The 24,916-nt window shown below is 41.5% G+C and carries 27 protein-coding genes and 1 tRNA gene; 17 read left to right on the forward strand and 11 right to left on the reverse strand.

Features of this window, described 5'->3' with window-relative positions; translation table 11 throughout:
- The first annotated feature begins 2 nt into the window (after window positions 1–2).
- The 7 genes from E4635_RS13445 (at window position 3) to E4635_RS13475 (ending at window position 8,766) form a co-directional block, all read left to right on the forward strand.
- Window positions 3–1,046 carry an exostosin domain-containing protein gene (locus E4635_RS13445; protein ID WP_135527212.1) on the forward strand — a complete coding sequence of 348 codons (1,044 nt, stop codon included), beginning with the start codon at window positions 3–5 and terminating at the stop codon, window positions 1,044–1,046.
- 405 nt (window positions 1,047–1,451) lie between these two features.
- On the forward strand, window positions 1,452–2,789 hold the full coding sequence (locus E4635_RS13450) for a glycosyltransferase family 2 protein (protein WP_135527213.1): 1,338 nt from the start codon (window positions 1,452–1,454) through the stop codon (window positions 2,787–2,789).
- A 16-nt stretch (window positions 2,790–2,805) separates the two neighbouring features.
- A complete protein-coding gene (locus E4635_RS13455) occupies window positions 2,806–3,837 on the forward strand; it encodes a glycosyltransferase family 4 protein (protein WP_135527214.1) in 1,032 nt (343 codons plus the stop codon).
- Window positions 3,822–4,943 carry a glycosyltransferase family 4 protein gene (locus E4635_RS13460; protein WP_135527215.1) on the forward strand — a complete coding sequence of 374 codons (1,122 nt, stop codon included), beginning with the start codon at window positions 3,822–3,824 and terminating at the stop codon, window positions 4,941–4,943. The genes E4635_RS13455 and E4635_RS13460 overlap by 16 nt, the downstream gene beginning before the upstream one ends.
- A gap of 15 nt (window positions 4,944–4,958) precedes the next feature.
- On the forward strand, window positions 4,959–6,302 hold the full coding sequence (locus E4635_RS13465; protein WP_135527216.1) for an O-antigen ligase family protein: 1,344 nt from the start codon (window positions 4,959–4,961) through the stop codon (window positions 6,300–6,302).
- On the forward strand, window positions 6,274–7,284 hold the full coding sequence (locus E4635_RS13470) for a glycosyltransferase family 4 protein (protein WP_135527217.1): 1,011 nt from the start codon (window positions 6,274–6,276) through the stop codon (window positions 7,282–7,284). The genes E4635_RS13465 and E4635_RS13470 overlap by 29 nt, the downstream gene beginning before the upstream one ends.
- Before the next feature lie 96 nt (window positions 7,285–7,380).
- Window positions 7,381–8,766: a sugar transferase gene (locus E4635_RS13475; protein ID WP_135527218.1), complete on the forward strand. Its 1,386-nt coding sequence runs from the start codon at window positions 7,381–7,383 to the stop codon at window positions 8,764–8,766.
- Between the two features lie 5 nt (window positions 8,767–8,771).
- On the opposite strand, the gene E4635_RS13480 is transcribed toward E4635_RS13475, so the two are convergent.
- Both E4635_RS13480 and E4635_RS13485 read right to left on the reverse strand, forming a co-directional pair.
- Window positions 8,772–9,878: a lipoprotein N-acyltransferase Lnb domain-containing protein gene (locus E4635_RS13480; RefSeq protein WP_135527219.1), complete on the reverse strand. Its 1,107-nt coding sequence runs from the start codon at window positions 9,876–9,878 to the stop codon at window positions 8,772–8,774.
- A 9-nt stretch (window positions 9,879–9,887) separates the two neighbouring features.
- On the reverse strand, window positions 9,888–10,964 hold the full coding sequence (locus E4635_RS13485) for a putative type IX sorting system protein PorV2 (protein ID WP_135527220.1): 1,077 nt from the start codon (window positions 10,962–10,964) through the stop codon (window positions 9,888–9,890).
- Window positions 10,965–11,076: 112 nt separating this feature from the next.
- Here E4635_RS13485 and E4635_RS13490 point away from each other — a divergent pair, with 112 nt between their 5' ends.
- Window positions 11,077–11,793: a CDP-alcohol phosphatidyltransferase family protein gene (locus E4635_RS13490; protein WP_135527221.1), complete on the forward strand. Its 717-nt coding sequence runs from the start codon at window positions 11,077–11,079 to the stop codon at window positions 11,791–11,793.
- 3 nt (window positions 11,794–11,796) lie between these two features.
- Window positions 11,797–12,633: a glycoside hydrolase family 25 protein gene (locus E4635_RS13495; protein WP_135527222.1), complete on the forward strand. Its 837-nt coding sequence runs from the start codon at window positions 11,797–11,799 to the stop codon at window positions 12,631–12,633.
- Here E4635_RS13495 and E4635_RS13500 read toward each other — a convergent pair.
- The 7 genes from E4635_RS13500 to E4635_RS13530 form a co-directional block, all read right to left on the reverse strand.
- Entirely contained in the window at window positions 12,626–13,024 is a 399-nt protein-coding gene (locus tag E4635_RS13500) for a DoxX family protein (protein ID WP_135527223.1), read from the reverse strand. The genes E4635_RS13495 and E4635_RS13500 overlap by 8 nt on opposite strands.
- 11 nt (window positions 13,025–13,035) lie before the next feature.
- On the reverse strand, window positions 13,036–13,266 hold the full coding sequence (locus E4635_RS13505; protein ID WP_135527224.1) for a DUF5808 domain-containing protein: 231 nt from the start codon (window positions 13,264–13,266) through the stop codon (window positions 13,036–13,038).
- Complete coding sequence (locus tag E4635_RS13510) at window positions 13,253–13,900, reverse strand: hypothetical protein (RefSeq protein WP_135527225.1); 648 nt, start codon at window positions 13,898–13,900, stop codon at window positions 13,253–13,255. The genes E4635_RS13505 and E4635_RS13510 overlap by 14 nt, the downstream gene beginning before the upstream one ends.
- A 3-nt stretch (window positions 13,901–13,903) precedes the next feature.
- A complete protein-coding gene (lptB, locus tag E4635_RS13515; RefSeq protein WP_135527226.1) occupies window positions 13,904–14,644 on the reverse strand; it encodes an LPS export ABC transporter ATP-binding protein in 741 nt (246 codons plus the stop codon).
- 86 nt (window positions 14,645–14,730) lie between these two features.
- Window positions 14,731–15,078, reverse strand: coding sequence for a carboxymuconolactone decarboxylase family protein (locus E4635_RS13520; protein WP_135527227.1), 348 nt, complete (start codon window positions 15,076–15,078; stop codon window positions 14,731–14,733).
- Complete coding sequence (gene tatC, locus E4635_RS13525; RefSeq protein WP_135527228.1) at window positions 15,062–15,883, reverse strand: twin-arginine translocase subunit TatC; 822 nt, start codon at window positions 15,881–15,883, stop codon at window positions 15,062–15,064. The genes E4635_RS13520 and tatC overlap by 17 nt, the downstream gene beginning before the upstream one ends.
- On the reverse strand, window positions 15,883–16,848 hold the full coding sequence (locus tag E4635_RS13530) for a KpsF/GutQ family sugar-phosphate isomerase (protein ID WP_169630270.1): 966 nt from the start codon (window positions 16,846–16,848) through the stop codon (window positions 15,883–15,885). The genes tatC and E4635_RS13530 overlap by 1 nt, the downstream gene beginning before the upstream one ends.
- A gap of 85 nt (window positions 16,849–16,933) precedes the next feature.
- On the opposite strand from E4635_RS13530, the gene E4635_RS13535 reads away from it, so the two are divergent.
- Window positions 16,934–19,129 carry a RecQ family ATP-dependent DNA helicase gene (locus E4635_RS13535; RefSeq protein WP_135527229.1) on the forward strand — a complete coding sequence of 732 codons (2,196 nt, stop codon included), beginning with the start codon at window positions 16,934–16,936 and terminating at the stop codon, window positions 19,127–19,129.
- Between the two features lie 16 nt (window positions 19,130–19,145).
- On the opposite strand, the gene E4635_RS13540 is transcribed toward E4635_RS13535, so the two are convergent.
- Window positions 19,146–19,382, reverse strand: a complete 237-nt coding sequence (locus tag E4635_RS13540) for a hypothetical protein (protein ID WP_135527230.1) — start codon at window positions 19,380–19,382, stop codon at window positions 19,146–19,148.
- Between the two features lie 106 nt (window positions 19,383–19,488).
- Between E4635_RS13540 and E4635_RS13545 the strand changes: the two genes are divergently transcribed.
- The 7 genes from E4635_RS13545 (at window position 19,489) to E4635_RS13575 (ending at window position 24,024) form a co-directional block, all read left to right on the forward strand.
- The gene (locus tag E4635_RS13545) at window positions 19,489–21,045 is read left to right on the forward strand and encodes an NAD(P)/FAD-dependent oxidoreductase (protein WP_135527231.1); all 1,557 of its coding nucleotides are present in this window, start codon (window positions 19,489–19,491) and stop codon (window positions 21,043–21,045) included.
- A gap of 103 nt (window positions 21,046–21,148) precedes the next feature.
- The gene (idi, locus tag E4635_RS13550) at window positions 21,149–21,676 is read left to right on the forward strand and encodes an isopentenyl-diphosphate Delta-isomerase (RefSeq protein ID WP_135527232.1); all 528 of its coding nucleotides are present in this window, start codon (window positions 21,149–21,151) and stop codon (window positions 21,674–21,676) included.
- Window positions 21,677–21,699: 23 nt separating this feature from the next.
- Window positions 21,700–22,110 carry a 6-pyruvoyl trahydropterin synthase family protein gene (locus tag E4635_RS13555; RefSeq protein ID WP_135527233.1) on the forward strand — a complete coding sequence of 137 codons (411 nt, stop codon included), beginning with the start codon at window positions 21,700–21,702 and terminating at the stop codon, window positions 22,108–22,110.
- On the forward strand, window positions 22,107–22,568 hold the full coding sequence (locus tag E4635_RS13560; protein WP_246020792.1) for a peroxiredoxin: 462 nt from the start codon (window positions 22,107–22,109) through the stop codon (window positions 22,566–22,568). The genes E4635_RS13555 and E4635_RS13560 overlap by 4 nt, the downstream gene beginning before the upstream one ends.
- Entirely contained in the window at window positions 22,569–23,534 is a 966-nt protein-coding gene (locus tag E4635_RS13565; RefSeq protein WP_135527234.1) for a type I phosphomannose isomerase catalytic subunit, read from the forward strand.
- A gap of 71 nt (window positions 23,535–23,605) precedes the next feature.
- Window positions 23,606–23,872, forward strand: a complete 267-nt coding sequence (locus E4635_RS13570) for a hypothetical protein (protein ID WP_135527235.1) — start codon at window positions 23,606–23,608, stop codon at window positions 23,870–23,872.
- 78 nt (window positions 23,873–23,950) lie between these two features.
- A tRNA-Thr gene (locus E4635_RS13575) sits at window positions 23,951–24,024 on the forward strand.
- Between the two features lie 106 nt (window positions 24,025–24,130).
- On the opposite strand, the gene E4635_RS13580 is transcribed toward E4635_RS13575, so the two are convergent.
- On the reverse strand, window positions 24,131–24,844 hold the full coding sequence (locus tag E4635_RS13580; protein ID WP_135527236.1) for a DUF4369 domain-containing protein: 714 nt from the start codon (window positions 24,842–24,844) through the stop codon (window positions 24,131–24,133).
- Between the last annotated feature and the right edge of the window lie 72 nt (window positions 24,845–24,916).

A 24,916-nucleotide genomic window follows, 5' to 3' on the forward strand; every position in this document is an offset into this window, starting at 1 on the left:
CATTGAAAATTTTTATCCCACATACAACCTATCCTGTTGCCGATAAGCGTGAATTATGCATTCTTGCGCGCCCGTTTTTTGCGGATAATGCATGGGGAGAAGGAACATTCGGGCCGGAAATCAAAAGGGTTGAGGTTATGGCCGATGCCGATTTTGTCCTGCTTCCTTTTTCGGTTAATTATTATGCCAAAGAAGGAAAAATAAAAGAACTCGAAGCCCTGAATAACGATTGCGTGCAGTGGCAAAAAAAAGCTTACGCGTATATCGGAGGGGATTTTGGAATGGCTTTCCCGGAATTCCCGCAAATAACATACCTTCGTATGAGTGGTTTCAAGTCACAATTGAGTGGTCTCAACAAAGGTTTTCCTGTAGGATTGTCAGATCATTTCCAAAGGATTTTCCAACAGGAATCCATTACACCTGTGGGCAAAAAACAATTGCCGGCCATCGGATTTTGCGGACACGCCACATTCTCAACGGTTAAAAGACTCAAAGAAATAGCCAAATGCCTTAAAGAAAATGGCCGCCGTTTTTTTCAGGATCCTTTCCGCCGTGACTGGGAACCTTTGTTTGCTTCGGCTTATGAAAGGGCCAAACTGCTGTCTTTTTGCGAAGATCCGCTACACATCAAGACTAATTTCATCTACCGGGACAATTACCGGGCCGGTGCGCAAACAGAAGCCGACCGTGACCGGACAACGCTCGAATATTACTCCAATATCGCGCAATCCGATTATGTCTTGTGCGTGCGTGGCGCCGGAAATTTTTCAGTACGGTTTTATGAAACGCTCATGATGGGCAAAATCCCTATTTTTGTCAATACGGATTGCCTGCTGCCGTTTGAAGAAACCATAGATTGGAAAAAACATGTGGTTTGGATAGAGTGGAAGGACAGGGAAAAGATAGCGCAAATCGTAAGTGATTTCCATACAAGAATAAGCGATGAAGCATTTGTGGAACTTCAGTTGGAAAACCGGAAGCTCTGGAAAGAAACACTTTCTGCCAAAGGAATGTTGGGCATGATACAGGAAAAAAATGATTTGTAAGGTATAAATTTTTCCTTGACGGAAGGTTTGTTTTAAGTTAGAGAAGGTTTATTCTAAATAGGAGGGACTTTGTTTCAAGTTGGAGAAGGTTTGTTTTAAGTTGGAGAAGGTTTGTTTTAAGTTGGAGAAGGTTTGTTTTAAATTGGAGAAGGTTTGTTTTAAGTAAAAGAAGGTTTGTTTTAAGTAGGTGAATCTTTGTTTTAAGTTGGAGAAGGTTTGTTTTAAGTTGGAGAAGGTTTGTTTTAAATTGGTGAATCTTTGTTTTAAGTTGGAGAAGGTTTGTTTTAAATTGGTGAATCTTTGTTTTAAGTTGGTGAAGGTTTGTTTTAAGTTGGAGGAGGTTTTTCTCATATGAAGGAGAAGATTTTAAAAATAATAGAATGTTGATATGTTTAATAAGGAATAATGATATTTAATTTTTTACAATATTTAAAGCCCATCTGGTATTTTAACGTAAAGCCATCTGTTGATTTTGGGTATTTCCTTACCGGAAAACAATTGGAAGAGGAAGGTTTTACAATACCTAAAGATCTTCAGTATCAAACCGATGAAGCGCAGATCCGGGATTTGGCATGGACGGCTTTTCAGCAGGGTTTCATCAGTAAAATAAACCGGCCGGGAGAAGATATCTGGCAAAAAACGACATTGCCGGTGCATGATGAGTATGTTTTCCTTCGGAAAAATTTTCATTGGGCTTGGGTGTATTATGTGTTATTGCTGCGTCTTATTACCTTTCACAATCCATTTGCCGAATGGCATGGTTTCCTTGTAACACGCAACGTAAAAAGAGTCGATTATTCCCAAAATGCGGTGGCCTATCCTGATTATGCTGCTTTTCAAAGCCCGCTTATAGCATCAAAGCCGTTGGTTTCCGTAGTGATCCCGACTTTAAACCGCTATCAGTACCTCAAAGATGTGCTTCGCGATTTGGAAAACCAGACGTATAAAAATTTTGAAGTAATTATCGTAGACCAGACCGATGCTTTCCGTGAGGATTTCTATCAGGGATGGAAACTGGACCTGAACTATTGGTTCCAGGAAGAAAAAGCCCTTTGGCGTGCCAGGAATGAGGCTATTCAATCTGCGAAAGGCGACTATATCCTACTGTATGATGATGATTCCCTGGTCAATGAGGATTGGATTGCAGAACATCTTAAAGTCCTTGATTATTTTAATGCCGATTTGTCTTCCGGCGTTTCCATCAGTACTGTTGGGGCCGAAGTACCGAAACATTACCGCTACTTCCGCTGGAGCGATCAGCTCGATACGGGGAATGTATTGCTTAAAAAAAGTATTTTTAAGGAAATTGGGCTTTTTGACAGGCAATTTGAGAAACAAAGAATGGGTGATGGCGAATACGGAATGAGGGCGTACCTGGCCGGATATAAAAATATTTCAAATTATAAAGCGCAACGGATCCATTTAAAAGTAAGCGAAGGAGGTTTGCGCCAAATGGGAAGCTGGGATGGTTGGCGCCCTAAGAAATTATTCGGGCCAAGACCTGTTCCGAGCGTGTTATACCTGTCAAGGAAATATTTCGGCAGCCGCCTTTCCCGCTTGTTTATAGTACATTCGATCCTGCCGTCATTGGTACCCTATAAATTTAAAGGGAACAGGCTTTTGAAAATGATGTCGTTCCTTTTGGTGCCTTTCCTGTTGCCTTTAGTGTGCTTTCAGGTATTCAAATCATGGCAGTTGGCATCGGCAAAATTAAAAGAAGGGCCTAAAATAAGTCAATTGTAAAACGATAGTAACAGGTATGAAAATTCTTCAGGTAATAGATACGCTGGATGTAGGCGGAGCTGAAAAGGTTTTTGTGGATATGTGCAATATCTTACATGAAAACCATCAGGATGTTACGGCTTTGTTTCTGTTGGAAGGAGGCATTTTAAAGAAAAATATGCATGCCGGGATTCCGTTTTATGAACTGCACAGAAATGGCAAATGGAGCTTGAAATCGATGTACAAATGCAGTACGATCCTTAAGCAATTTGATATCGTCCACTGCCATTCCACCCATGTTTACCGGTATGTTAGGTTGATAAGTCGTCTTTTTTCACTAAAAAACACCAGGATTATCTTTCAGAACCACCACGGGATTATCGCCATCAATAACAAAGTGCCGCTTTTTTTTACTTCGATCCTTAAGCCCGACTATTATATCGGTGTAAGCGACCTCCTTATCCAATGGGGCATCCATGAGATGAAAATCAGGAAAGACCGTACATTTCTGCTGGAAAACATCATCATCAAACAGGAAATAATAAAAAAAACAGGAATACTGAAACCCTATGACCTGTTGCTGGTATCCAACATCAAAGAAAACAAAAACCAATTGTTGGCCGTTCAGGTAGCGGAAAAACTGGATTTGTCATTGCTTTTGGTAGGGAAAGTACAGGACGAAAAATACAATGCCGTTTTGCACGAGGCAAGTACCGCGAAAGTGGCATTTGCAACAGATTGCGACAATGTCCAGCCTGTTTTGGGCGAAGCAAAACTCGGATTGCATACTTCCCTGTATGAAACCGGCCCGCTTGTGCTGATTGAATACCTGGCGCAAGGAATGCCTTTTCTTTCTTATGAAACAGGAGAAGTCGCAAAAATGCTCAAACCCTATTTTCCGGAATATTTTATAGATAATTTTGATTGCGGGCAATGGGCCGAAAGGGTTACAAAGCTTTTGTCGCAAGATGCCGATACGGAAAAAATGCAGCAAGTATTTGAAAAATATTTCGGGGCAGCACAGTATTTCAACAAACTTATAGCTATTTACCAGTGTATAAAAAATTAACAATCGTATCGGATACAGCCATTCTTAAAAAGGATGGAATCTATTATGCTTTCGGGCCTGTGGTAAACGAACTGGAAAGTTTTGAGCATTTGTTCGATGAGATTACCTGGATCGGGTTTAACAGGCCGGATAAAAAAGATGATTTGTCTATGAAAGCGATAACCTCGACAAAAGTTACGGTTATTGCCTTACAAGAAATCGGAGGGAAAACGTTGTTTTCTTCCCTGAAAATACTTTTGCGTTACCCGGTTATGTTTTTTATCATCTTCAAAAATATACTAAAGGCCGATGTTGTCCATACGCGGGCGCCGTCTCATCCTGCTTTTATTGCTGTTTTGATTTCATTTTTGGTCCGCAATAAGATATGGTGGCATAAATTTGCAGGAAGCTGGGATGCAGGATCATTGCCCTTTTTTTACAGGATCCAGAAAAATGTCCTGTCCAAAGCCAAACATACCAAAGTAACCATTAACGGATTTTGGGAAAACCAGCCCAAACATTGCCTTTCTTTTGAAAACCCTTGTTTGTCCAATGAAGACATCAAAAAAGGGAAAATAATTGCCGGCTCGAAAAACTTCAGCCCGCCGTTCGTGTTTTCTTTTGTAGGGCGTCTGGAAAATGCCAAAGGAACCGACAGGATCATTGAAGCGCTACAAGGTATTCCGTTGGAAAGTATTGAAAAAGTGCATCTTATAGGTGACGGTCCTTCTAAAGCAAGCTACCAGGCTGCCGCTGCTTTTTTGGGGGATAAAGTTGTTTTCCATGGTTTTTTGGATAAGGAAAAAGTACACGAGCTGTTGTCACGGTCCCATTTTTTATTGTTGCCGTCCAATTCTGAAGGTTTTCCTAAAGCCATTGCCGAAGGAGCGTGTTATGGCGCTATCCCGGTAGTTTCCGGCGTAGGGAGCATCAGTCATTATATTACCGGTCAAAACGGGTTCCTGTGGGACATCAATGGAAATATTCCTTACACATCCGTGTTGCAAAAAGCAATACAAACCGAAGAAAGCCGTTTAAAAGAAATGGCAACAAACGTTTTAGAGTTAGCGGAAAAGTTTACTTTTGACAATTATATAGCGCAATTGCAGCAACAGTTGTTTAATTGATGAAAAAATAAAAATATGCCAATCAGGACTAACAACTACTTAAATGTTATATCGCTGCATCTATTGTTAGGTGTTTTTCTTTTTGTATTTCGTCCTGTTTCGGTTGTATACGCCATATTTATCCTGGTAGGCGGATGTTATATCATCATCAAAAACAAAAACCGGAACAATGAGGTGCTGTTTTGCGCCGCTTATCTTGTGGGAGCTGAGGTTTTCCTGCGGATGACCAAAGGGAACATCGGAAACGAATTTGCCAAATACGGCGTTATCATCTTTATGCTGCTGGGCATTTATTTTAAGGGAATTTCCCGGAAAAGCATCCCTTTCTGGTTTTTTTTCCTATTCTTGCTCCCTGGGATTATTTACGGTGCCCTGAATTTAAGTTTTGATGTAGATATCCGAAAAGCTATCGTCTTCAATATCTTAGGGCCTGTTTGCCTGGCCATTTGCAGTATTTATGCCGTAGACAAACCTTTTAGGTTAACCGATTTTGAAAAGATGAGCCGCTGGATGCTCTATCCCATAGCCGCCATGCTGATTTACCTGTTCCTATACAACCCGAACATACGCGATGTGGTTACCGGAACCGATTCCAATTCTGCCACTTCAGGAGGTTTCGGGCCTAACCAGGTTTCTACCGTATTGGGTTTGGGGATGTTTTTGGTTTTTTCGAGGTTGCTGTTTTTCTCCAAAAATATTTTTGTTATCGTTTTCAATGTCTGCTTTTTACTTGCATTAAGTTACCGTGGCCTGATCACTTTTTCCAGAGGAGGCGTTTATACGGGCCTTATGATGATTATTGTGCTTCTTTTGGCGGTGTATCCTTTCGTTTCCCTCAAAGGCAGGTTCAAGATCAATCTCGTAGGGTTTTTCCTGGCTGTTTTTGGCGTTGGGGTTTTTACGTACAGCGTTTCGCAGACCGGCGGGCTTATTTTAAACCGTTATAAGGGAGAAGATGCTTTGGGAAGGGAAAAAGCAAGCAAGTTTTCCGGGCGGGAAGAATTGGCCGCTTCCGAATTTGAAATGTTCCTCGAAAACCCTATCACAGGAATTGGGGTAGGAAAGAGCAAGGAAATCCGAAAGGAGATGATTGGTATCGAATCGGCATCGCATAACGAAATTACCCGTATGCTTTCCGAACACGGTATGTTAGGGATTTTAGGGTTAATTATCTTGCTGGTAACCCCTTTGCTTTTCTATGTCAATAACAAACAGCACATCCTCCTGTTTTCCTTTTTCATTTTCTGGTTGCTTACCATAAACCATGCTGCCATGCGTATTGCAGCGTCGGCTTTTATTTATTCATTAACGTTATTAAAGGTCATACTCGTTGAAAAACCTGTTGTACATAGGGAATAAACTGTCTTCCCACGGATTGAACAAGACGACCATAGAAACACTTGGGCCTCTTTTGGAACAAGAAGGATATGCTGTTACCTATGCTTCCTCTAAAAAAAGTTTGCCGTTGCGGTTGTTGGATATGCTTTTGGCAGTGGCCCGCGGCAGTACATCAGATTATGTTTTGATCGATACCTACAGCACTTCGAGTTTTTGGTATGCCTTTGCTACGGCGCAGTTATGCCGTCTGCTCAGAATGCGGTACATCCCTATTTTGCATGGAGGGAATTTACCCGATCGGTTGGCTAAAAATCCATCGCTTTGCAAAATGCTGTTTGGGAATGCTTACCGGAATGTGGCGCCTTCAGGCTATTTGTTCGAAGCATTCAAGGCAGAAGGCTATGCTAACCTGGCTTTTATCCCGAATGTATTGCAACTGGAAGAATATCCATGTAAGGACAGGCCTTCGATACAGCCTAAAATATTATGGGTGCGGGCTTTTGCTTCCATTTACAACCCTAAAATGGCAGTTGACGTATTGCATCGGCTGCAGCAAAAATACCAGGACGCTTCTTTATGCATGGTAGGTCCCGATAAAGACGGCTCATTGGCCGAAACCCGTAATTATGCTGATGAGATAGGAGTTGTATCTGTCACTTTTACCGGGAAATTATCCAAAAAAGAATGGATTGCCCTATCGGAAGAATATGATGTTTTTATCAATACGACCCATTTTGACAACACGCCGGTAAGTGTCATGGAAGCCATGGCCCTGGGAATGCCTGTAGTGACAACAAATGTGGGAGGTATCCCTTTTTTGCTTAACGATGGCCAGGAAGCATTACTCGTAACAGACAACGATGCCAAAGGTATGGGCGATGCCATAATCAGGTTGATAGAAGAGAAAGGATTATCGGATAAAATTATTGGCAATGCCAGGGCCAAAGCGGCAAACTGGGATTGGGACACGGTGAAAGTAAAATGGGATGCAGTGTTAAAATAGCCTTTCTAAAGGATTATTGACTGCAATTAATTTCCATATTCCTTTAAATATTCGTTATTTTTGTCTCGTTATTTTTTGCCCTAAAATACAAAACCAATGAACAATGGAAGAAAAATACACTTTGAAATTTCTGAAAGAAAAATTCTTCTCAGGATTTTTGATGTGGTGTTTGTTTTGATGTTATTACACCTGTTGGGAAGCATTTTTGATTTCCATTATTTCAAGATTTCCACCACCAATTTTTATTGGACGCTGGTATTGTCTTTATATATTTTGTTTTTCGGGACGGTTTTTGAAATGTATAACCTGCAGGTTGCCAGCAATCAGTTCCAGGTGACTAAAAGTGTTGTGCTCGCCAGTACTTCTACCGTATTGGTTTACCTTCTCACACCTTTCTTTACGCCGGTTTTACCGGAAAACCGATTGCAGATACTATTGTTTTACCTGGCTATTTTATCGGCATTGCTGTTATGGCGCTTCTTGTATGTGAAATTTTTTGCTTCGACCCGTTTCCTGAAAAGTGTTATCCTGGTGTGTGAAAATGACGAGCTTTCCGAACTGGTAAAAGGGCTGCAGTCCGTCGATCCGCATTACAGGATTGTCGGGTACGTAAATTCCGGGACAAGCGGTAATGGTGGCCATTCGGTTGAAGCCATCGCATTAACGGAACTGGAGGAATTCATCAGGAAGAACAACGTATCGGAAATTGTCATCGCTTCCCAAAAAACAGAAGGGATTACTGTTGACCTTTACAATAAACTCATTAAACTCCTCGAAAACGGCTTGATTGTCCGCGAATATACACAGGTATACGAAAGTCTTACGCAACGCATTCCTGTTCAGTATGTTGCGAGGGATTTTTATAAATACTTCCCTTTTTCCAGAAGCAACCACAATCAATTGTACCTGATGCTGGTAAGGGCCGTTGAGATTTTGTTCGTTTTATCTGGTTTGTTGGCCGGGATGATGTTTTTGCCTTTTGTCCTGATTGGGAATGCCATCGGAAACCGGGGCCCGTTGTTTTATACTCAGGAAAGGGTAGGGAAGAACGGAAATGTGTTCAGGATTTATAAATTGCGTTCGATGGTCACCAATGCAGAATCTGCAGGTGCTGTTTTTGCTACGGTAAACGATTCCAGGATTACCCCGTTTGGTAAATTTTTAAGAAAATCCAGGCTCGACGAATTCCCACAGTTCATCAATATCCTTAAAGGTGATATGGCCGTTATCGGTCCGCGGCCGGAAAGGCCTGTTTTTGTAAAGGAAATTGCCGAAATAATGCCTTTTTACGAAACCCGGCATGTGGTAAAACCCGGATTGACCGGTTGGGCACAGGTGAATTATTCTTATGGGGAAACTATCGAGGACAGCCTTATCAAACTGCAATACGATTTGTACTACATCAAGCACAGGAGTATCTTCCTGGATTTCAACATCACCATAAAAACCATCAGTACCGTTTTATTTTACAGGGGGCAATAATAATATTACCGGTCTTTTTTCAGGAGTAATCTTGCCAGTTGTATTCCCGTGGCAATAATAAGCGGTAAGACGATGATCAAGTGCACTTTTGAGAACATATAAATCAGGTAGCCGCCTAATAAAAACAAACTGGCCCAGCAAATCTTTTTGATCCATTTGGTGTTGTTCCTAAGTATGAAGAATGCCAGCGGCAAAAACAAAGGATTGAAAAGTAGCACATTGTAATTCCATAATAACTCCCTGTGGTACGAATACATCCCGATCATCGAAAATAACAATCCGATAGAGCCCAATAGGGAAAAATAAAGGACGTTTGTCGCTTTTTTGTTCAGAAGGATAACTACCAGAAGAACTGCGATCAAAGAGTAAATACTGTCCAGGAAAGAAAAAGCTTCTGTCCTGTTGGCTTTAAAATTTGTAGTGGTTTGGGTCACCAAAGGCTTGTTTTTATACGAAGTGTTTTTTAGGACATTCATCAAATCCAGCGGAAGGAACAATGTTTCAGCCTGATGGTCAACTCTTTCCCCAAAAATAATATTGATGCCCAATTGCATGTAATAATGATGGTTGGCATACGGGAAAAGCACATTCCTGTAACTTTCGGTCTTGTGCAAGGTATTTTTGATTGGTTTGCCTTTCAAAACGGAATTGACCACATCTATTACTTTGGTGGTACAGTTCCTGTCAATGAATTTATAGGTGTAAAACCGCTCGTCAGAATACATGGAGGTATGGAGTTTCTCATATATCTCTTGCTTTTCGGCTAAGGAAATATTGAGGACCTGCTCGTAAACAGACCTGTTCTCTACTTGGTAACTGTACTCAAAATCAGCATACGGATAGGAAGCGGCGTAGTATTGCAAATCTCCTTTTACGAATTTCAGGATGAAATTTTCGGTCCTGAAATCGAACATTCCATAATTGTAAATCGCATCAAAATGAGTTACCGGATCCTGGATCCTTAAGGCGGTATGGCCGTAAAGCGTGTGGGATTCATCGGCGACATCGACCGTAAGGATACTTACTTTCGTGTTTTCCGTAATAGGGGAATGCTGCGAAAATCCGCTGAAAGAGGCCAAAATACAGAAAAGCAGCAGTAGTTTTTTATTCATGGGAATATTTTATCTGAAGATGCTTAAATCCACTTTCAATGAAAAAACATTGGAATATAAGGCGGCACTTTGGTTCCCTAAATCGGTCAAGGCATAATCTACGGAAATGCCCCTGTACTGGAATCCAACCCCGAAATTAGGCTGGAACCCTGTTTTGTTGGAACCGTCGAGTTGTTGTATTTTCTGGAAATTGCCAAATCCTACCCGTAAAAAAGCCAGGTCGTTATAACCGCCTTCAAATCCTATGGCCGGATCAATGCTTACGAAACTGGATGAAATAAGGTCGTTGGTCTGTTGGAACTGCATGTTCAGGTTTGCAGAAGCCAATAAGGACATTTCGTTATGGAATTCGAATTTTTTGGCCATTCCCAATTGTGCTTTGGGCAACGTGATCTCGCTGGTTTCAGGCAAATCCTGGTTTTGCAGCGGGTTTTGTGTCTGGGCGTCTTTTATTTTCTGAAATTCCTCCTCATCAATGTTCCAGATGTTGTATGTAGTGGTAATGTCCCGTACCATTAAGCCGAATTGCCAATTGTCCCTTTCAAACTGGAGCCCCACATCAAAACCGAATCCCCAGGAATTGGCAAAATCACCGATAATCCTCCTGATGACTTTGGCATTGACACCGTATTGAAACCCTTGTATTGGCAGTTTGCGGGCATAGGAAAACGTAAAACCGTAATCGGCTGTAGAAAATAAGCTGATGCGGTTGTAATCAATATTTCCGTTGGAATCGATTAATTCTGTGGTATTCAGGATGTCATCCACCCCAAATCGTATAATAGAAGCGCCCCAGGCACTCCGGTCGTCTATTTTTTTGGCAAAACCGGCATAGTCGTATTTGGCTATATTGGCAAAATAACTGGCATGCATAAGGGCTCCCTGGCTATCTTCGATCTTGAGCAGGCCCGCAGGGTTCCAATAACCGGAATTTACATCGGCCGTATGGGCCACCATTGCATTTGCCATACCAAAAGCCCGGGCATCTACACCAATATTCATGAATTCGTTTGAATATTTACGAATTGTCTGCGCTTGTGACACGCTGAAACCAAGTATAAATAAGAGAGAAACTAGTTTTTTCAACGGAAAATTAATTTTAGACAAAGATTAAATAAAAAACTGATATAATAAACTCTGGAATGTATAAACTTATTGTATTAAATTTGCCGAATCTATAATTCAAACTATTTTCCAGATGAACATTAAAAAGCACATTCCCAATATCATCACTTTATTGAATCTATTTTGCGGTTGCATTGCTTTGGTATTTGTGAGTGAATTCAAATTTGAAATGGCTTTCCTTTTTGTTTGCCTGGGCATATTCCTGGATTTTTTCGATGGATTTTTTGCCCGGCTGTTTAAGGTTTCGAGCCCTTTGGGACTGCAATTGGATTCGTTGGCAGATATGGTGACCAGCGGGGTTGTCCCGGGGTATGTGATGTTTATGCTGTTGAAGAATGATTATACCAATGCTCCTGCCGTTTCCTTTTTGCCTTATCTTGGATTTGTCATAACCCTTGGCGCCTGCTACCGTTTGGCCAATTTCAATATCGATACCCGCCAGACGGATTCATTTATAGGATTACCAACTCCTGCCAATGCGCTTTTTATGCTAAGCCTGCCCCTGATTGCCATGCACCACCAAAATTCCACGATTGTGGATTGTCTTGGGAATCAATGGGTTTTGATAGCGATCACTCTTTTAAGCGCTTATATCATGAATGCCGAAATACCGTTGTTTTCCCTAAAAATCAAGGATTTCAGCTTCAAGAAGAATACTTTGCAGATTTTGTTTCTGGCATCATCTATTATTTTACTGCTGGTTTTCAGGTATTTGGGGATACCGGTGGTGATAGTGTTTTATATCCTGCTTTCGATAGCTAATAATGCCATGGCTAAAAAGGCCAGTTAATGTATGGCAGTCAAAAAGAAGAAGCCGGCTGTTCGTAAACCGGTCAAAAAAGGGACAAAATCCTTTTCCCAATCCGGTATCTTTTACGGTATTTTCTTTGTTTTTGCGGTTTTGGTCGTTTTGTACAGCCAAAGAAACGTCCTGGCCTATTACCTGGGTTTCAAGACGGATAAAATCGTCTATGCCGAGTCCCGTATGGTTCCGTTGGATAAAGTGCTGGATACCCATATCGAGAAATCCTTCGGGATAGATATTTCCGAGTACCAGGACGAAATCGACTGGGAACAACTAAAGGAACTGGAGGGCGGCTATCCGATAGAATTTGTTTTCATCCGGGCCACGGTGGGCAATGACAGGGCTGACCGTAAGTTCAAAAAATACTGGAAGAAAGCCAAGCAAAAGAAATTCATCTGCGGGGCTTACCATTATTACAGGCCTAATGAGAATTCGGTCGAGCAGGCTAATAATTTTATCGAAAACGTAACTTTGGTCGAAGGTGATTTCCCGCCTGTCCTGGATATTGAAAAACTTCCAAAAGAACAATCCATAGAACGGTTGAAAGTGGGGCTCAAACGCTGGTTGTCCATCGTAGAGAAGCATTACGGCGTAAAACCTATCATTTATTCAAGCGAAAGCTATTATGTTGATTTCCTGAGGGATGATTTTGAGGAATATCCTTTCTGGATTGCAAATTACACTTCTGTTTATGAGGATATTGATGATGAATGGTCTATCTGGCAAATTTCCGAAAGCGCCAAAGCCGATGGTATAAAAGGCTGCGTGGATGCCAATATCTACAACGGGACTTCCGTAGGACTGAAGGAAATCCTGATCAAATAGTTTTTGGCTCCTGATGCGAAGCCGTAAGGAAGAAACATACGATCAATAAAACGCTGTACTCCATTCCTCCTGTAGAATATCCTACGACAAACCAGCCGTTGGCCGCATGTACCAAAACAATCCCCATGATCAACTGGAGGATAAAAAGAAAACAGATGACCTTTTTAAAGCGGTTCATCAGCAGTAAAAAGCCTCCGGTGATTTCAAAAAGGGTTATGGCCCATGCGATTATCCTTCCGATGAAAAAATGATTGTCATTTAAAAAACTTCCAAAACCATCCACCGTTCCGGCATATATCCTGATGCTTCCATGAGCCATCATAAATAAGCCCAAAGCGATTTGAAGGAGCAACAGCCATTTTGATGTCGGTAAAAAGGGAAATGATTTCATAGGATTGCTTTTTAGGTTCCTGATAAGATCCCTTTAGAAACTAAGGCGAAGGTTACCAGCATGATGAAAATAAATGCCAGTGTGGAATTCCTGTTGGCGAAATTTACCGTCCATCCCATCCAGGCTTGCTTTTTGGGAGGGAACAGCCTTTCATCTTCCGGATTGTAATAAAAAATCCCCCATTTCCAATTGTCCGGATCTTTATGCCATTTTTCAAGAGTTTGCTTGTCAGGGTTTTTCATTGTTTTTAAGAATAGTTCTTACAACGCTATATAATATAAATGTATTCCAGTCGTCTTTATAGCTGAAACATTGATTTATATCAGCAGGGTTTTTTTGTGAAAATATGGCAAAATACGTGTTGTAATCCTTTGTTTGAACAGCTTTCCAATCAATGACGACTTTTTTTCTTTTCAGAAAAGAATTGGTTTCAATTGTGATGTTTTCACTAGTAAAACGAACATTGTTAATTGTAAATTCTTCGTTGTCTTTAAATTTTTTAAAAAGAACGGAAGCTATTTCACCAAAATGATATTCCCATAATGCATTTGTAATGGCAATATATTTTGCATGGCTGCTGTTCGGATTGATGCCATAAAAACTTTTGAGGCTGATTTTGAGTGTTTTGCCTTTTTGATTTCGTATGAATATTTGATAATCACGCCCAATCGTGAATTTATAACCACGAATCCATTTAATGCCAAGCTTATATTCTTTTATTTCTGATTTATCAAATTGGATTGAATTATTTTTAAATAAATTCTTCTTTTTGAATAGTATATGCTCAGAATTTATACTAAGTTTTCCTTGGTAAGTATTCAGAAAACTTCCTTTTATTTCGATTTTAAATTCTTGATTGTCAATAGTTTCAGTCATAGGCTAAAACTCGATTTTCTTTCTGCGGAGCTCAAAATTCTGGCCAAGGTATACCCTGCGGACCATTTCATCTTCCACCAATTCTTCCGGGACACCTGCTTTTAGGATCCCACCTTCAAACATTAGGTATGTTTTATCGGTAATGGCCAATGTTTCCTGTACGTTGTGGTCGGTAATCAGGATGCCGATGTTTTTGTTTTTCAGTTGCGCCACGATTCGCTGGATGTCTTCTACCGCCACTGGGTCTACACCGGCAAAGGGTTCGTCAAGCAGGATGAATTTCGGATCGGTAGCCAGACAACGTGCGATTTCCGTTCTTCTTCTCTCACCACCTGACAATAAATCCCCACGGTTGGTACGGATATGCTGCAAACTGAATTCATCGATAAGCGATTCCATTTTGGCTTCTTGTTCTGCCTTGGACAAGCTGGTCAATTGCAATACGCTCAGGATGTTGTCTTCAATGCTCATTTTCCTGAAAACAGAGGCTTCCTGGGCTAAATATCCAATTCCGTTCTGCGCGCGTTTGTACATAGGATAATCGGTAATATTCATATCATCCAGGTAAATGTTCCCCGAATTTGGCTTTACCAAACCTACAATCATATAAAAAGAAGTGGTTTTCCCGGCTCCGTTAGGGCCTAATAAACCTACGATTTCCCCTTGGTTTACTTCTACGGAAATCCCTTTTACAACACTACGCCTTTTATAGGTTTTTATTAAATTTTCAGCTCTTAATATCATTGTTCCTTTTGGTTATTCGTCCGGTTTGGCTATTCGATTATCCGCAAAGTAACGAATTAACAAATAAGCAAATCAGATATTAACAATTATTTATTTTCTTCCAATGCTTCCCAAAACTCATACGCACGGCGCAGGTGCGGGATTACGATAGTGCCTCCAACCAATGTGGCAACGCTCATGGTTTCCATCATTTCCTCTTTGGTTACTCCTAGCTTATAGCTGGTTTCCAGGTGGTATTTCACACAATCGTCACAACGCAAAACGGCTGAAGCTACCAAACCCAGGAGTTCTTTGGTTTTTACATCCAAAGCGCCTTCCATGTAAGTATTGGTATCCAAATTGAAAATCCTCTTAATGACTTTATTGTTGTCGTTTAATAGCTTATCGTTCATTTTAGAACGGTAATCATTGAATTCCTTAACTAAGTTGCTCATTTTGTCTTTCTTTTTTAGCTACGAAGGCCGATAAGAAAATACTGGCTTCGTAAATTAATAACATAGGGATGGCTACCGTAACCTGGCTTACAACATCCGGAGGTGTTACAATAGCTGCAATGATCAATACGATAACGATGGCGTATTTCCGGTATGTCCGAAGGAAAGTGGCCGAAACCAATCCCAATTTGGTCAGGAAATAAATGATGATAGGCAATTCGAAATACAATCCGCTGGCAATGACAGAGGTTTTGATCATCCCGATATAGGAATCCAGGTTGAATTCGTTCTTGACCACATCACTCACCGAAAACGTCGCTACGAAATTTACTGACATCGGAACCACTACAAAATAACCGAACAAAACGCCCAGGAAAAACAAAAAGGACGCTATGAATATGAAAAGTTTGGCATTCTTGCGTTCGTGTTCGTATAGGGCAGGGCTGATGAACTTCCATAATTCCCATAAGATGAACGGAAAGGCAAGTATGAAACCGGCTGTGATGCACGTCCATACGAAAACATTGACCTGTCCTTCCATGCTGGTGTTCTGGATGGTAAAAGGAAGTTCCTCAATACAAATGCTGTCTGCAAAGCCTATGTAATGCGAAGCCTCGCAGAAAAAACGATAGGTATAAAAACTAGGGTGTGTCGGCCCGAATATGATCGTGTCAAAAATATAATCGCTGACAAAATATACGGCGGTCGATGCTACCAATATGGCAATAGTACTTCTTACCAGGAGCCATCTTAATTCCTCAAGATGCTCTAAAAATGACATTTCGCTTTTGTTCTTCTTCGCCATTATATGATTCCTTCTTTTAAAATGTCATGTAAATGCAGGATACCGATGTATTCGCCGCGGTCTTCTACTACCAGTTGCGTTATGGAGAAATCTTCCAAAATATTGAAAGCATCCACAACCATTGAATCCAACTGAACGGTTTTTGGGTTAACCGTCATGATTTCTTTGGCGGTAAGCCCCGAAATGGTTTCGGTTTTGTTCAGCATGCGCCTGATGTCGCCATCGGTGATGATTCCGATCAATTTGTCATTTTCGATAACGGCAGTTACTCCGAGTCGTTTTTCCGAGATTTCCACAATCACATCTTTTATGGATGAATCAGGTCTCACTACAGGTTTATGTGTCCTGTCTAGCATATCGGTCACGCGCAGCAGCAGTTTTTTGCCAAGGGCGCCACCTGGATGGTATTTGGCAAAATCCTCACTTTTGAAATTACGCATCTCCATAAGGCAAACGGCCAGGGCATCGCCTAAAACCAATTGAGCGGTTGTACTGTTTGTCGGAGCAAGGTTATTAGGGCAGGATTCGTGGTCCACATGGGCATTGATGACCACATCGGATTCTTTTCCCAAGTACGAAGTCAGGTTGGCCGTGATCCCGATAAGCGGGTTGCCGTACCGTTTCAATAAAGGGACCAATACTTTTATTTCCGGGCTGTTGCCGCTTTTTGAAATACAGATGACCACATCGTCAGGCTGTACCATTCCAAGGTCTCCGTGAATGGCTTCTGCCGCGTGCAAAAACATCGAAGGTGTCCCTGTGGAGTTGAAAGTAGCGACCATTTTTTGTGCTATGATCGCGCTTTTTCCTATCCCGGTGACAACCAGTCTTCCTTTTGCGTTAAAAATGTATTCGACAGACTTGGCAAAATCATCGGTAAGATAATGGGTTAATTTTGCAACAGACTCACTTTCAGACAGAATGGTTTTTTTGGCGGAAGCCAAAATATTTTCTTTTGATATCAAAACAGAAAAGTTTTAAATTTGTGTATGTAAAAGAAATTTGTATCTTTATGTTGTGCAAATTTATATAAAATACCATTACTAAAGAATGAATTCACACGAAATTGATATTCATAAGGAATTAAAAAAATATTTTGGTTTCAACCAATTCAAAGGTTTACAGGAACAGGTCGTAAAAAGTATTATCACAAGGCATAATACTTTTGTCATTATGCCTACCGGTGGTGGTAAATCTTTATGCTATCAGTTACCGGCATTAATCCAGGAAGGCACAGCCATAGTGGTTTCGCCTCTTATCGCCCTGATGAAAAACCAGGTGGATGCCATCAGGAGCTTATCTTCGGAACACGGTATTGCACACGTGTTGAATTCCTCCTTGACAAAAACAGAAATCGCCCAGGTAAAAAAGGATATCTCTTCCGGTTTGACCAAGTTGCTGTATGTAGCTCCCGAGTCGTTGACCAAAGAGGAATATGTTGCTTTCCTGCAAAAGGAAAAGCTTTCCTTTGTTGCCATTGATGAAGCGCATTGCATTTCCGAATGGGGCCATGATTTCCGCCCGGAATACAGGAATCTTAGGAATATTATAAAACAATTAGGGGATGTCCCGATTATCGGCCTGACCGCTACGGCTACGCCAAAAGTGCAGGAAGACATCCTTAAAAATCTCGATATGCCCGATGCCAATACTTTCAAGGCATCGTTCAACAGGCCCAATTTATTTTACGAAGTACGGACTAAAACTAAAAATGTCGAAGCCGATATTATCCGCTTCATCAAACAGCATAAAGGAAAATCAGGAGTTATTTACTGCCTTTCCCGCAAAAAAGTGGAGGCCATTACCGAAGTCCTGCAGGTAAACGGGATTTCGGCTGTGCCCTATCATGCAGGGCTTGATGCCAAAACCCGTGCCAAGCACCAGGATATGTTCCTGATGGAAGATGTTGATGTGGTAGTGGCTACGATTGCTTTTGGAATGGGGATTGATAAGCCCGATGTGCGCTTTGTGATCCATCACGATATACCGAAATCGCTGGAAAGCTATTACCAGGAAACCGGACGTGCGGGCCGTGACGGAGGAGAAGGGCATTGCCTGGCATACTACTCCTATAAAGATGTCGAAAAACTAGAGAAATTCATGTCCGGGAAGCCGGTTGCCGAACAGGAAGTCGGTTTTGCCTTGCTGCAGGAAGTGGTGGCATATGCTGAAACTTCTATGTCCCGAAGAAAATTCCTGTTGCATTATTTTGGTGAGGAATTCGATACCGAAACAGGCGAAGGCGCAGATATGGACGATAACGTACGCAACCCGAAACCCCAGGTGGAAGCCAAAGACCAGGTGCTTAAATTATTGCAGGTCATAAAAGAGACCAAATATATTTACAAGTCAAAAGAAATCGTGTATACGCTCATGGGGAAAATAAACGCCATGATCAAAGCGCATAAGACCGATACCCAGCAATTTTTCGGATGTGGCAAAGACCATGACGAGCGCTATTGGATGGCGGTGTTAAGATTGGCACTGGTGGACGGGCTTTTATCCAAAGACATTGAAACATACGGCATTATCAAAGTAACCCCGAAAGGGCTGGATTTTATCAAAAACCCGCAATCATTCATGATGTCGGAAGATCACGAATATAGCGAAACAGAAGACGAAGCCATTGTAACCGCTGCAAAAGGAAGCGGTACCGCAGACGAAACCTTAATGGTCATGCTGCGTGATTTGCGTAAAAAGGTAGCTAAAAAACTTGGCGTTCCGCCGTTTGTGGTCTTTCAGGATCCTTCGCTGGAAGATATGGCATTGAAATACCCGGTATCACTCGATGAATTGAGCAATGTCCATGGGGTAGGAGAAGGCAAAGCCAAAAAATACGGAAAAGATTTTGTCGAGCTTATTGCCAGGTATGTGGAAGACAATGACATTATCCGCCCTGACGACCTTGTGGTCAAATCAACAGGGGCCAATTCCGCTTTAAAGCTGTATATTATCCAAAATGTGGACCGCAAATTGCCTCTTGACGATATTGCAAAATCCAAAGGCCTGGATATGGATTTGCTGCTCAAGGAAATGGAACAGATCGTATATTCCGGCACTAAATTAAATATCAAATACTGGATTGATGAAATCCTGGACGAAGACCAACAGGACGAAATCCATGATTATTATATGGACTCCGAATCGGATAATATCAAAGATGCGCTCAAGGAATTCGACGGTGATTATGATACCGAAGAATTAAGACTCATGCGTATCCAGTTTATCAGCGAAGTGGCAAACTAATCTTAAACCCGTTTTCCTATTCAAAGACTTCGCCCCGGTGAGGCTTTAGGGCATCCCTTACCTGAACCATCTTGTCATCGGTTACGACCATATACGCTATGGCATGCATTTCATTCAAAACCTCGAATCCGGTAATGTTTATCGGGAATTTCTCTATTGCGATAAATTCTTTGAGGTGGATTTCATGATGTTCGGCGGTTTTTGCAGCAGCGGGGCCGCGAAAATCCCAAATCAGTTTTATTTTGCGTTGCATTTTTAACGGTCTTAAGTTCAAAGCTGCGAAGTTACGAAGGTAATTAGTATTTTTGCCATAGTTTTGGTTTCAAATGGCCAAACCGCATATTCACAAATCATTTATAATGCCAAAAGAACTTCTGTTACAAGTAACCCCTGAAATTGCTGCAAATGAAAATTTGCTCAAAAGCTATCTGTCCAAACAAATCAAGGTGTCTTCCAATGAAATACAGCATATTTCCATCCTGAAACGCTCTATTGACGCCCGTCAGAAAGCCGTTAAGATCAACCTGAAAGTATTGGTTTTTTTCCAGGGAGATGCCTTTTCAGAATCTCTTTTCCAACTGCCGGATTATAAAGAAGTGTCCAACGCTCCCGAAGTGATTGTCGTAGGAGCAGGGCCAGCCGGATTATTTGCCGCCCTTCAACTGATCGAATTGGGCCTCAAACCCATCGTAATAGAAAGAGGCAAAGATGTGCGGGGCCGTCGCCGGGACCTGAAGGCCATAAATGTAGACCATATTGTCAATGAAGATTCTAATTATTGTTTTGGGGAAGGCGGGGCCGGTACCTATTCCGATGGGAAACTCTACACGCGTTCTAAAAAAAGAGGAGACGTAGACCGGATCCTGCAATTGTTGGTGGCTTTTGGGGCAACTCCTGATATTTTAGTGGATGCGCATCCTCATATCGGTACCAATAAACTGCCTCAGATCATTCAGGACATCCGTACCAAAATAATAGAATATGGAGGCCAGGTGCTGTTTGAAACGCGTGTGGTCGATATTATAGTAAAAAACAATGAAGTCCAAGGTGTTGTGACTCAAAACGGTACTATTATAGAAGCTAAAAAACTTATTTTGGCTACAGGACATTCCGCCAGGGATATTTTTGAATTGCTGGACAGGAAAAAGATTATTATCGAAGCCAAACCTTTTGCCTTGGGAGTCCGTGCCGAGCATCCGCAAAGTTTAATTGACAGTATCCAGTATTCCTGTGATTTCCGCGGTGAATTTTTGCCTCCTGCTCCTTATTCTATTGTGAAACAGGTAAACGGGCGTGGTATGTATTCGTTTTGTATGTGTCCCGGCGGAGTCATTGCTCCTTGCGCCACCAGTCCGGGAGAAGTGGTTACAAACGGCTGGTCGCCTTCAAAAAGGGATCAGGCTACCGCCAATTCGGGAATTGTTGTCGAGTTAAAGCTGGAAGATTTTAAACCGTTTGCTAAATTCGGGGCGCTTGCCGGGATGGAATTCCAAAAAGCCATTGAGCAAAAAGCGTGGCACCTGGCCGGAGAAACCCAAAAAGTGCCGGCGCAGCGCCTGGTTGATTTTACACAGAACAAAGTATCGTCTTCCATACCCAAAACATCATACGTGCCCGGTACCACTTCTGTGGAATTGGGTGAGGTATTTCCCGGGTTTTTAACCCAAATCATGCGGGAAGGATTTGTGCAATTCGGTAAATCAATGAAAGGTTATTATACCAATGATGCTATCCTGCACGCCCCGGAAAGCAGGACTTCTTCTCCTGTGCGGATTCCTAGGGACAATGAAACACTGCAGCACCTGCAAATAAAAGGACTGTATCCTTGCGGCGAGGGAGCGGGGTTTGCCGGAGGAATAATCTCGGCTGCCATTGATGGTGAAAAATGTGCCCTTAAGTGCGCGGAATCATTCTAAAACCTGGCCCTAAAACTTTCTGGTGTGCCGATTGGGCCTAAATACAGCCATTCTCCAATTGAAACCATTTCTTTTTTGTATTTTTACAAAGCAATTTAATACTATGGCAGAAGAAAAAGTAATTTTAGTTAACCAAAAAGACGAGCAAATCGGCTTAATGCCAAAACTGGAAGCACATGAAAAAGCGTTGCTGCACCGTGCTTTTTCAGTTTTTGTTTTGAACAGCAAGAACGAAATCATGCTCCAGCAACGGGCGCACCACAAATACCATTCTCCCCTGTTATGGACCAATACCTGTTGCAGCCACCAGCGTGAAGGCGAAACCAATATCCAGGCGGGGACCAGGAGGTTGTTTGAGGAAATGGGTTTTACGACCGAACTGAAAGAACTTTTCTCTTTTATCTATAAAGCTCCTTTTGATAACGGATTGACCGAACACGAACTTGACCACGTGATGATCGGCTATTATAATGAAGCGCCCAAAATCAATGAAGAAGAAGTGGAAAGCTGGAAATGGATGTCTATTGATGCCGTAAAAAACGATATGGAGCAGCATCCGGCCATTTATACGGTCTGGTTTAAGATTATTTTCGATGAATTCTATCATTACCTGGAAGACCATAAATTGTAACATTCCCAATTAAAAAACAAACTATGAGAGTAACGGTTTCCAGAAAGGCCCATTTTAATGCTGCGCACCGGTTGTACCGTAAAGACTGGTCGGCAGAGCAAAACGATGCGGTGTTTGGCAAGTGCAACAACCCTAATTTCCATGGGCACAATTATGAGCTGATCGTAAGTGTAACGGGTCCTATAAATCCGGAAACGGGTTATGTTATCGATATTAAAGACCTGGCGGACATTATCTTTGAAGAAGTAGAATCCAAATTTGACCATAAGAACCTGAACCTCGATGTGCCGGAGTTTGAAAACCTGAATCCGACAGCCGAAAACATAGTCGTGGTCATTTGGGAGAAAATCCGAAAAAGAATAGTTCCGGAACACGACCTGGAAATCACATTATATGAAACTCCCCGTAATTTTGTAACCTATAAAGGCGAATGATGGCAGGAATTAAAGTAGGCGATGCATTGCCGCTGTTTGGCGCAAAAGACCAAAATGGAAAGGATTTCGATATTGCTTCTGTCTTGGGGGAAAAGATCTTGATTATTTATTTTTATCCAAAAGACGATACGCCGGGATGTACCACGCAGGCTTGCTTTTTCCGGGACCAGTTTGAGGATTTCAAGGAATCGGGTGCGGAAGTTATCGGGATAAGCAGCGATAGTACGTTATCGCATAAAAAATTCGAAACGGCGTACAAATTGCCTTTCGTATTGCTTTCGGACCAGGATAAAAGCTTGCGGAAACTTTTTGGAGTGCCGAATGCCGTGTTAGGGTTATGGCCCGGAAGAGTTACGTATGTTGTTGATAAAAAAGGAATTGTGCAGCTTGTTTTTAATAGTATGAAAGCTGGGAACCATTTTCCAAAAGTGCTTGAAGCCGTAAAAAGAATGATGTAGATGAAGACTGAATTATACCCTTTGGTTTTTGAACCAATACTGAAAGACCGGATTTGGGGCGGAATTAAACTCCAATCCCTTTTGAATAAAGAAATCCCGACACCTACAACAGGTGAAAGCTGGGAAATATCTACCGTTTCCGGCGATGTGAGCCTTGTTGCCAATGGCGTGTATTCCGGATTGTCCATCAACGAACTGATTTCAAAATACCCAACGGCTATTTTAGGGACCAAAGTAGAAAAGCAATTCGGGATTGTATTTCCATTGCTGTTTAAATTCCTGGACGCCAAAGAAGATTTGTCCATCCAGGTGCATCCTAACGACGAATTGGCTAAAAAACGCCACAATTCTTTTGGTAAAACCGAAATGTGGTATGTGGTCCAGGCCGATGAAAATGCCAGGATTATTGTAGGGTTCAAGGAAAAATCCTCACCTGAAGAATACCTGGGGCACCTGAAAGATAAAACGTTGACCACTATCCTAAAAGAAATACAGGTACAGCAAGGAGACATGTTCCTTCTGGAAACCGGGACCATCCATGCTATCGGTAGCGGAATTGTCATAGCCGAAATCCAGCAAACTTCCGACATTACGTACCGTGTTTACGACTGGGATAGGGTGGATGCCTCGGGCCATTCCCGCGAGCTGCATATCGATCTGGCGCTGGATGCCATCAATTATGACACTGTCCAGGCACAGAAGAACTACAAAAAAATACCCAATAAGAGCAATCCGGCCGTGCAATGTTCTTATTTTACAACGAATTTTATTCCGCTGGACGGGAATATCGTTTTCAAGAAAAACAAGGAATCCTTTACGGTCCTAATGTGTACTGAGGGCGAGTTTGAACTGGTCAGCCATGATGCAACCATCGTATTTAAAAAAGGGCAAACCGTTTTGATTCCGGCAATTATCAGTGATTTCGAATTAAGAGGGAAAGCCACATTGCTTGAAATTTACCTATAAGTGGCTTATTTGCAAAGATTATTTTGTATTTTTGCCCCGAATTACAAAAAATTCATTTAAAAGAAAAAAAAATGGCAAACGTTAAGAATTTAAAAAAAGACATCAACTACGTATTAGGGGATATCATCGAAGCAGTTTATTTGTATGAAATGACTACTACTGGAAAACCTACAGAAGCGACAAACAATTTAATTGATGAAGCTATCGCAACTTTTGATGCTTTGATCGTTAAAGTGAATGCTAAAAACGTTGAGAATAAAAAGGCGCATTTCAAACAAATCAACAAGGATTTGGAAGCAGCTGCTAATCAGTTGGTTGAAAAAATCAACGCTTTGTAGTGAAAAATAATTGCAAAAAAGTGCAAATTTATTTTGGAAATTAGAAATTCAAAATTATATTTGCACTCGAATTGAGACGCCGGTGTAGCTCAGCTGGCTAGAGCAGCTGATTTGTAATCAGCAGGTCGTGGGTTCGAGTCCCTCTATCGGCTCAATGTAAAACCATCACATTTATGTGGTGGTTTTTTTATTTTGGAAATAGTACGCAATAAAAAAGCCATTTAATTTAGAATGGCTTTTTTATTGGTGAAGGCTCTGTTATTTCTGTTCCTTCTTTTTTCTTTCTGCCAGGAACTCGTTTAGTTTCTTCCCGTATTTTGATTTTGATACCTGTGGGCTCATCGCTTTCTGGATGGTGTCAAGGTATTTAAGATTCATGTCATAAATATCGGTCAGGGCAATATAAGGTGCTACTTCGTGGTCAGCATTGGTCAGTGCGAAATTAGCGGCATACAGGTAGCGTCTTTTTAAAATGGCGTCCTGTTTCTTTTCGTTTTCAGGAGACACGCTGGTTTTGTTTTTAAAGGCCATTAATTCATCTTTCATTAATTCCAGCTGCTGGTCGTTAAATTGGGAAATAATCGCTTTGTATTGCTCGTACAGCTCCTGGTTTTTGGAACCGGTTATCTTGGCTTTCCCTAAAAAGAATTCCAAATCGGTATCAATGGTCATTTTTCCCGGTTCGGCAAAGAAAAGCAGGTTGTTGTCAATAGAATTGGAAACGCCACGGTCTAAAAATAAATACAGCATTTCCGGTGAATCCAGCTGTATGGTGCTTTCAAAAGTTGATTTTCCGTTAAGGATAATGGTGTCCAGGGCGACCAAAGTGGTGTCCTGAACCCGCTGAATGTATAATTTCCCTTTTTTAAGCCCTTTTACGCTTCCGGATATCTCAAGGTTGCCTTGCGTTTTTGTGTCGCTGCAAGAAGCGAAAATAGCCAACGAACAGAAGGCGATTATAAATTTATGCATGATTTTAGTATTTGCCGCAAAATAATAAAAAAATCCTCAAATTGAGTTACAAAATGAGGATTTAATATGAGA

Source organism: Flavobacterium humi (assembly GCF_004745595.1).
In the GTDB taxonomy this organism is placed as follows: domain Bacteria; phylum Bacteroidota; class Bacteroidia; order Flavobacteriales; family Flavobacteriaceae; genus Flavobacterium; species Flavobacterium humi.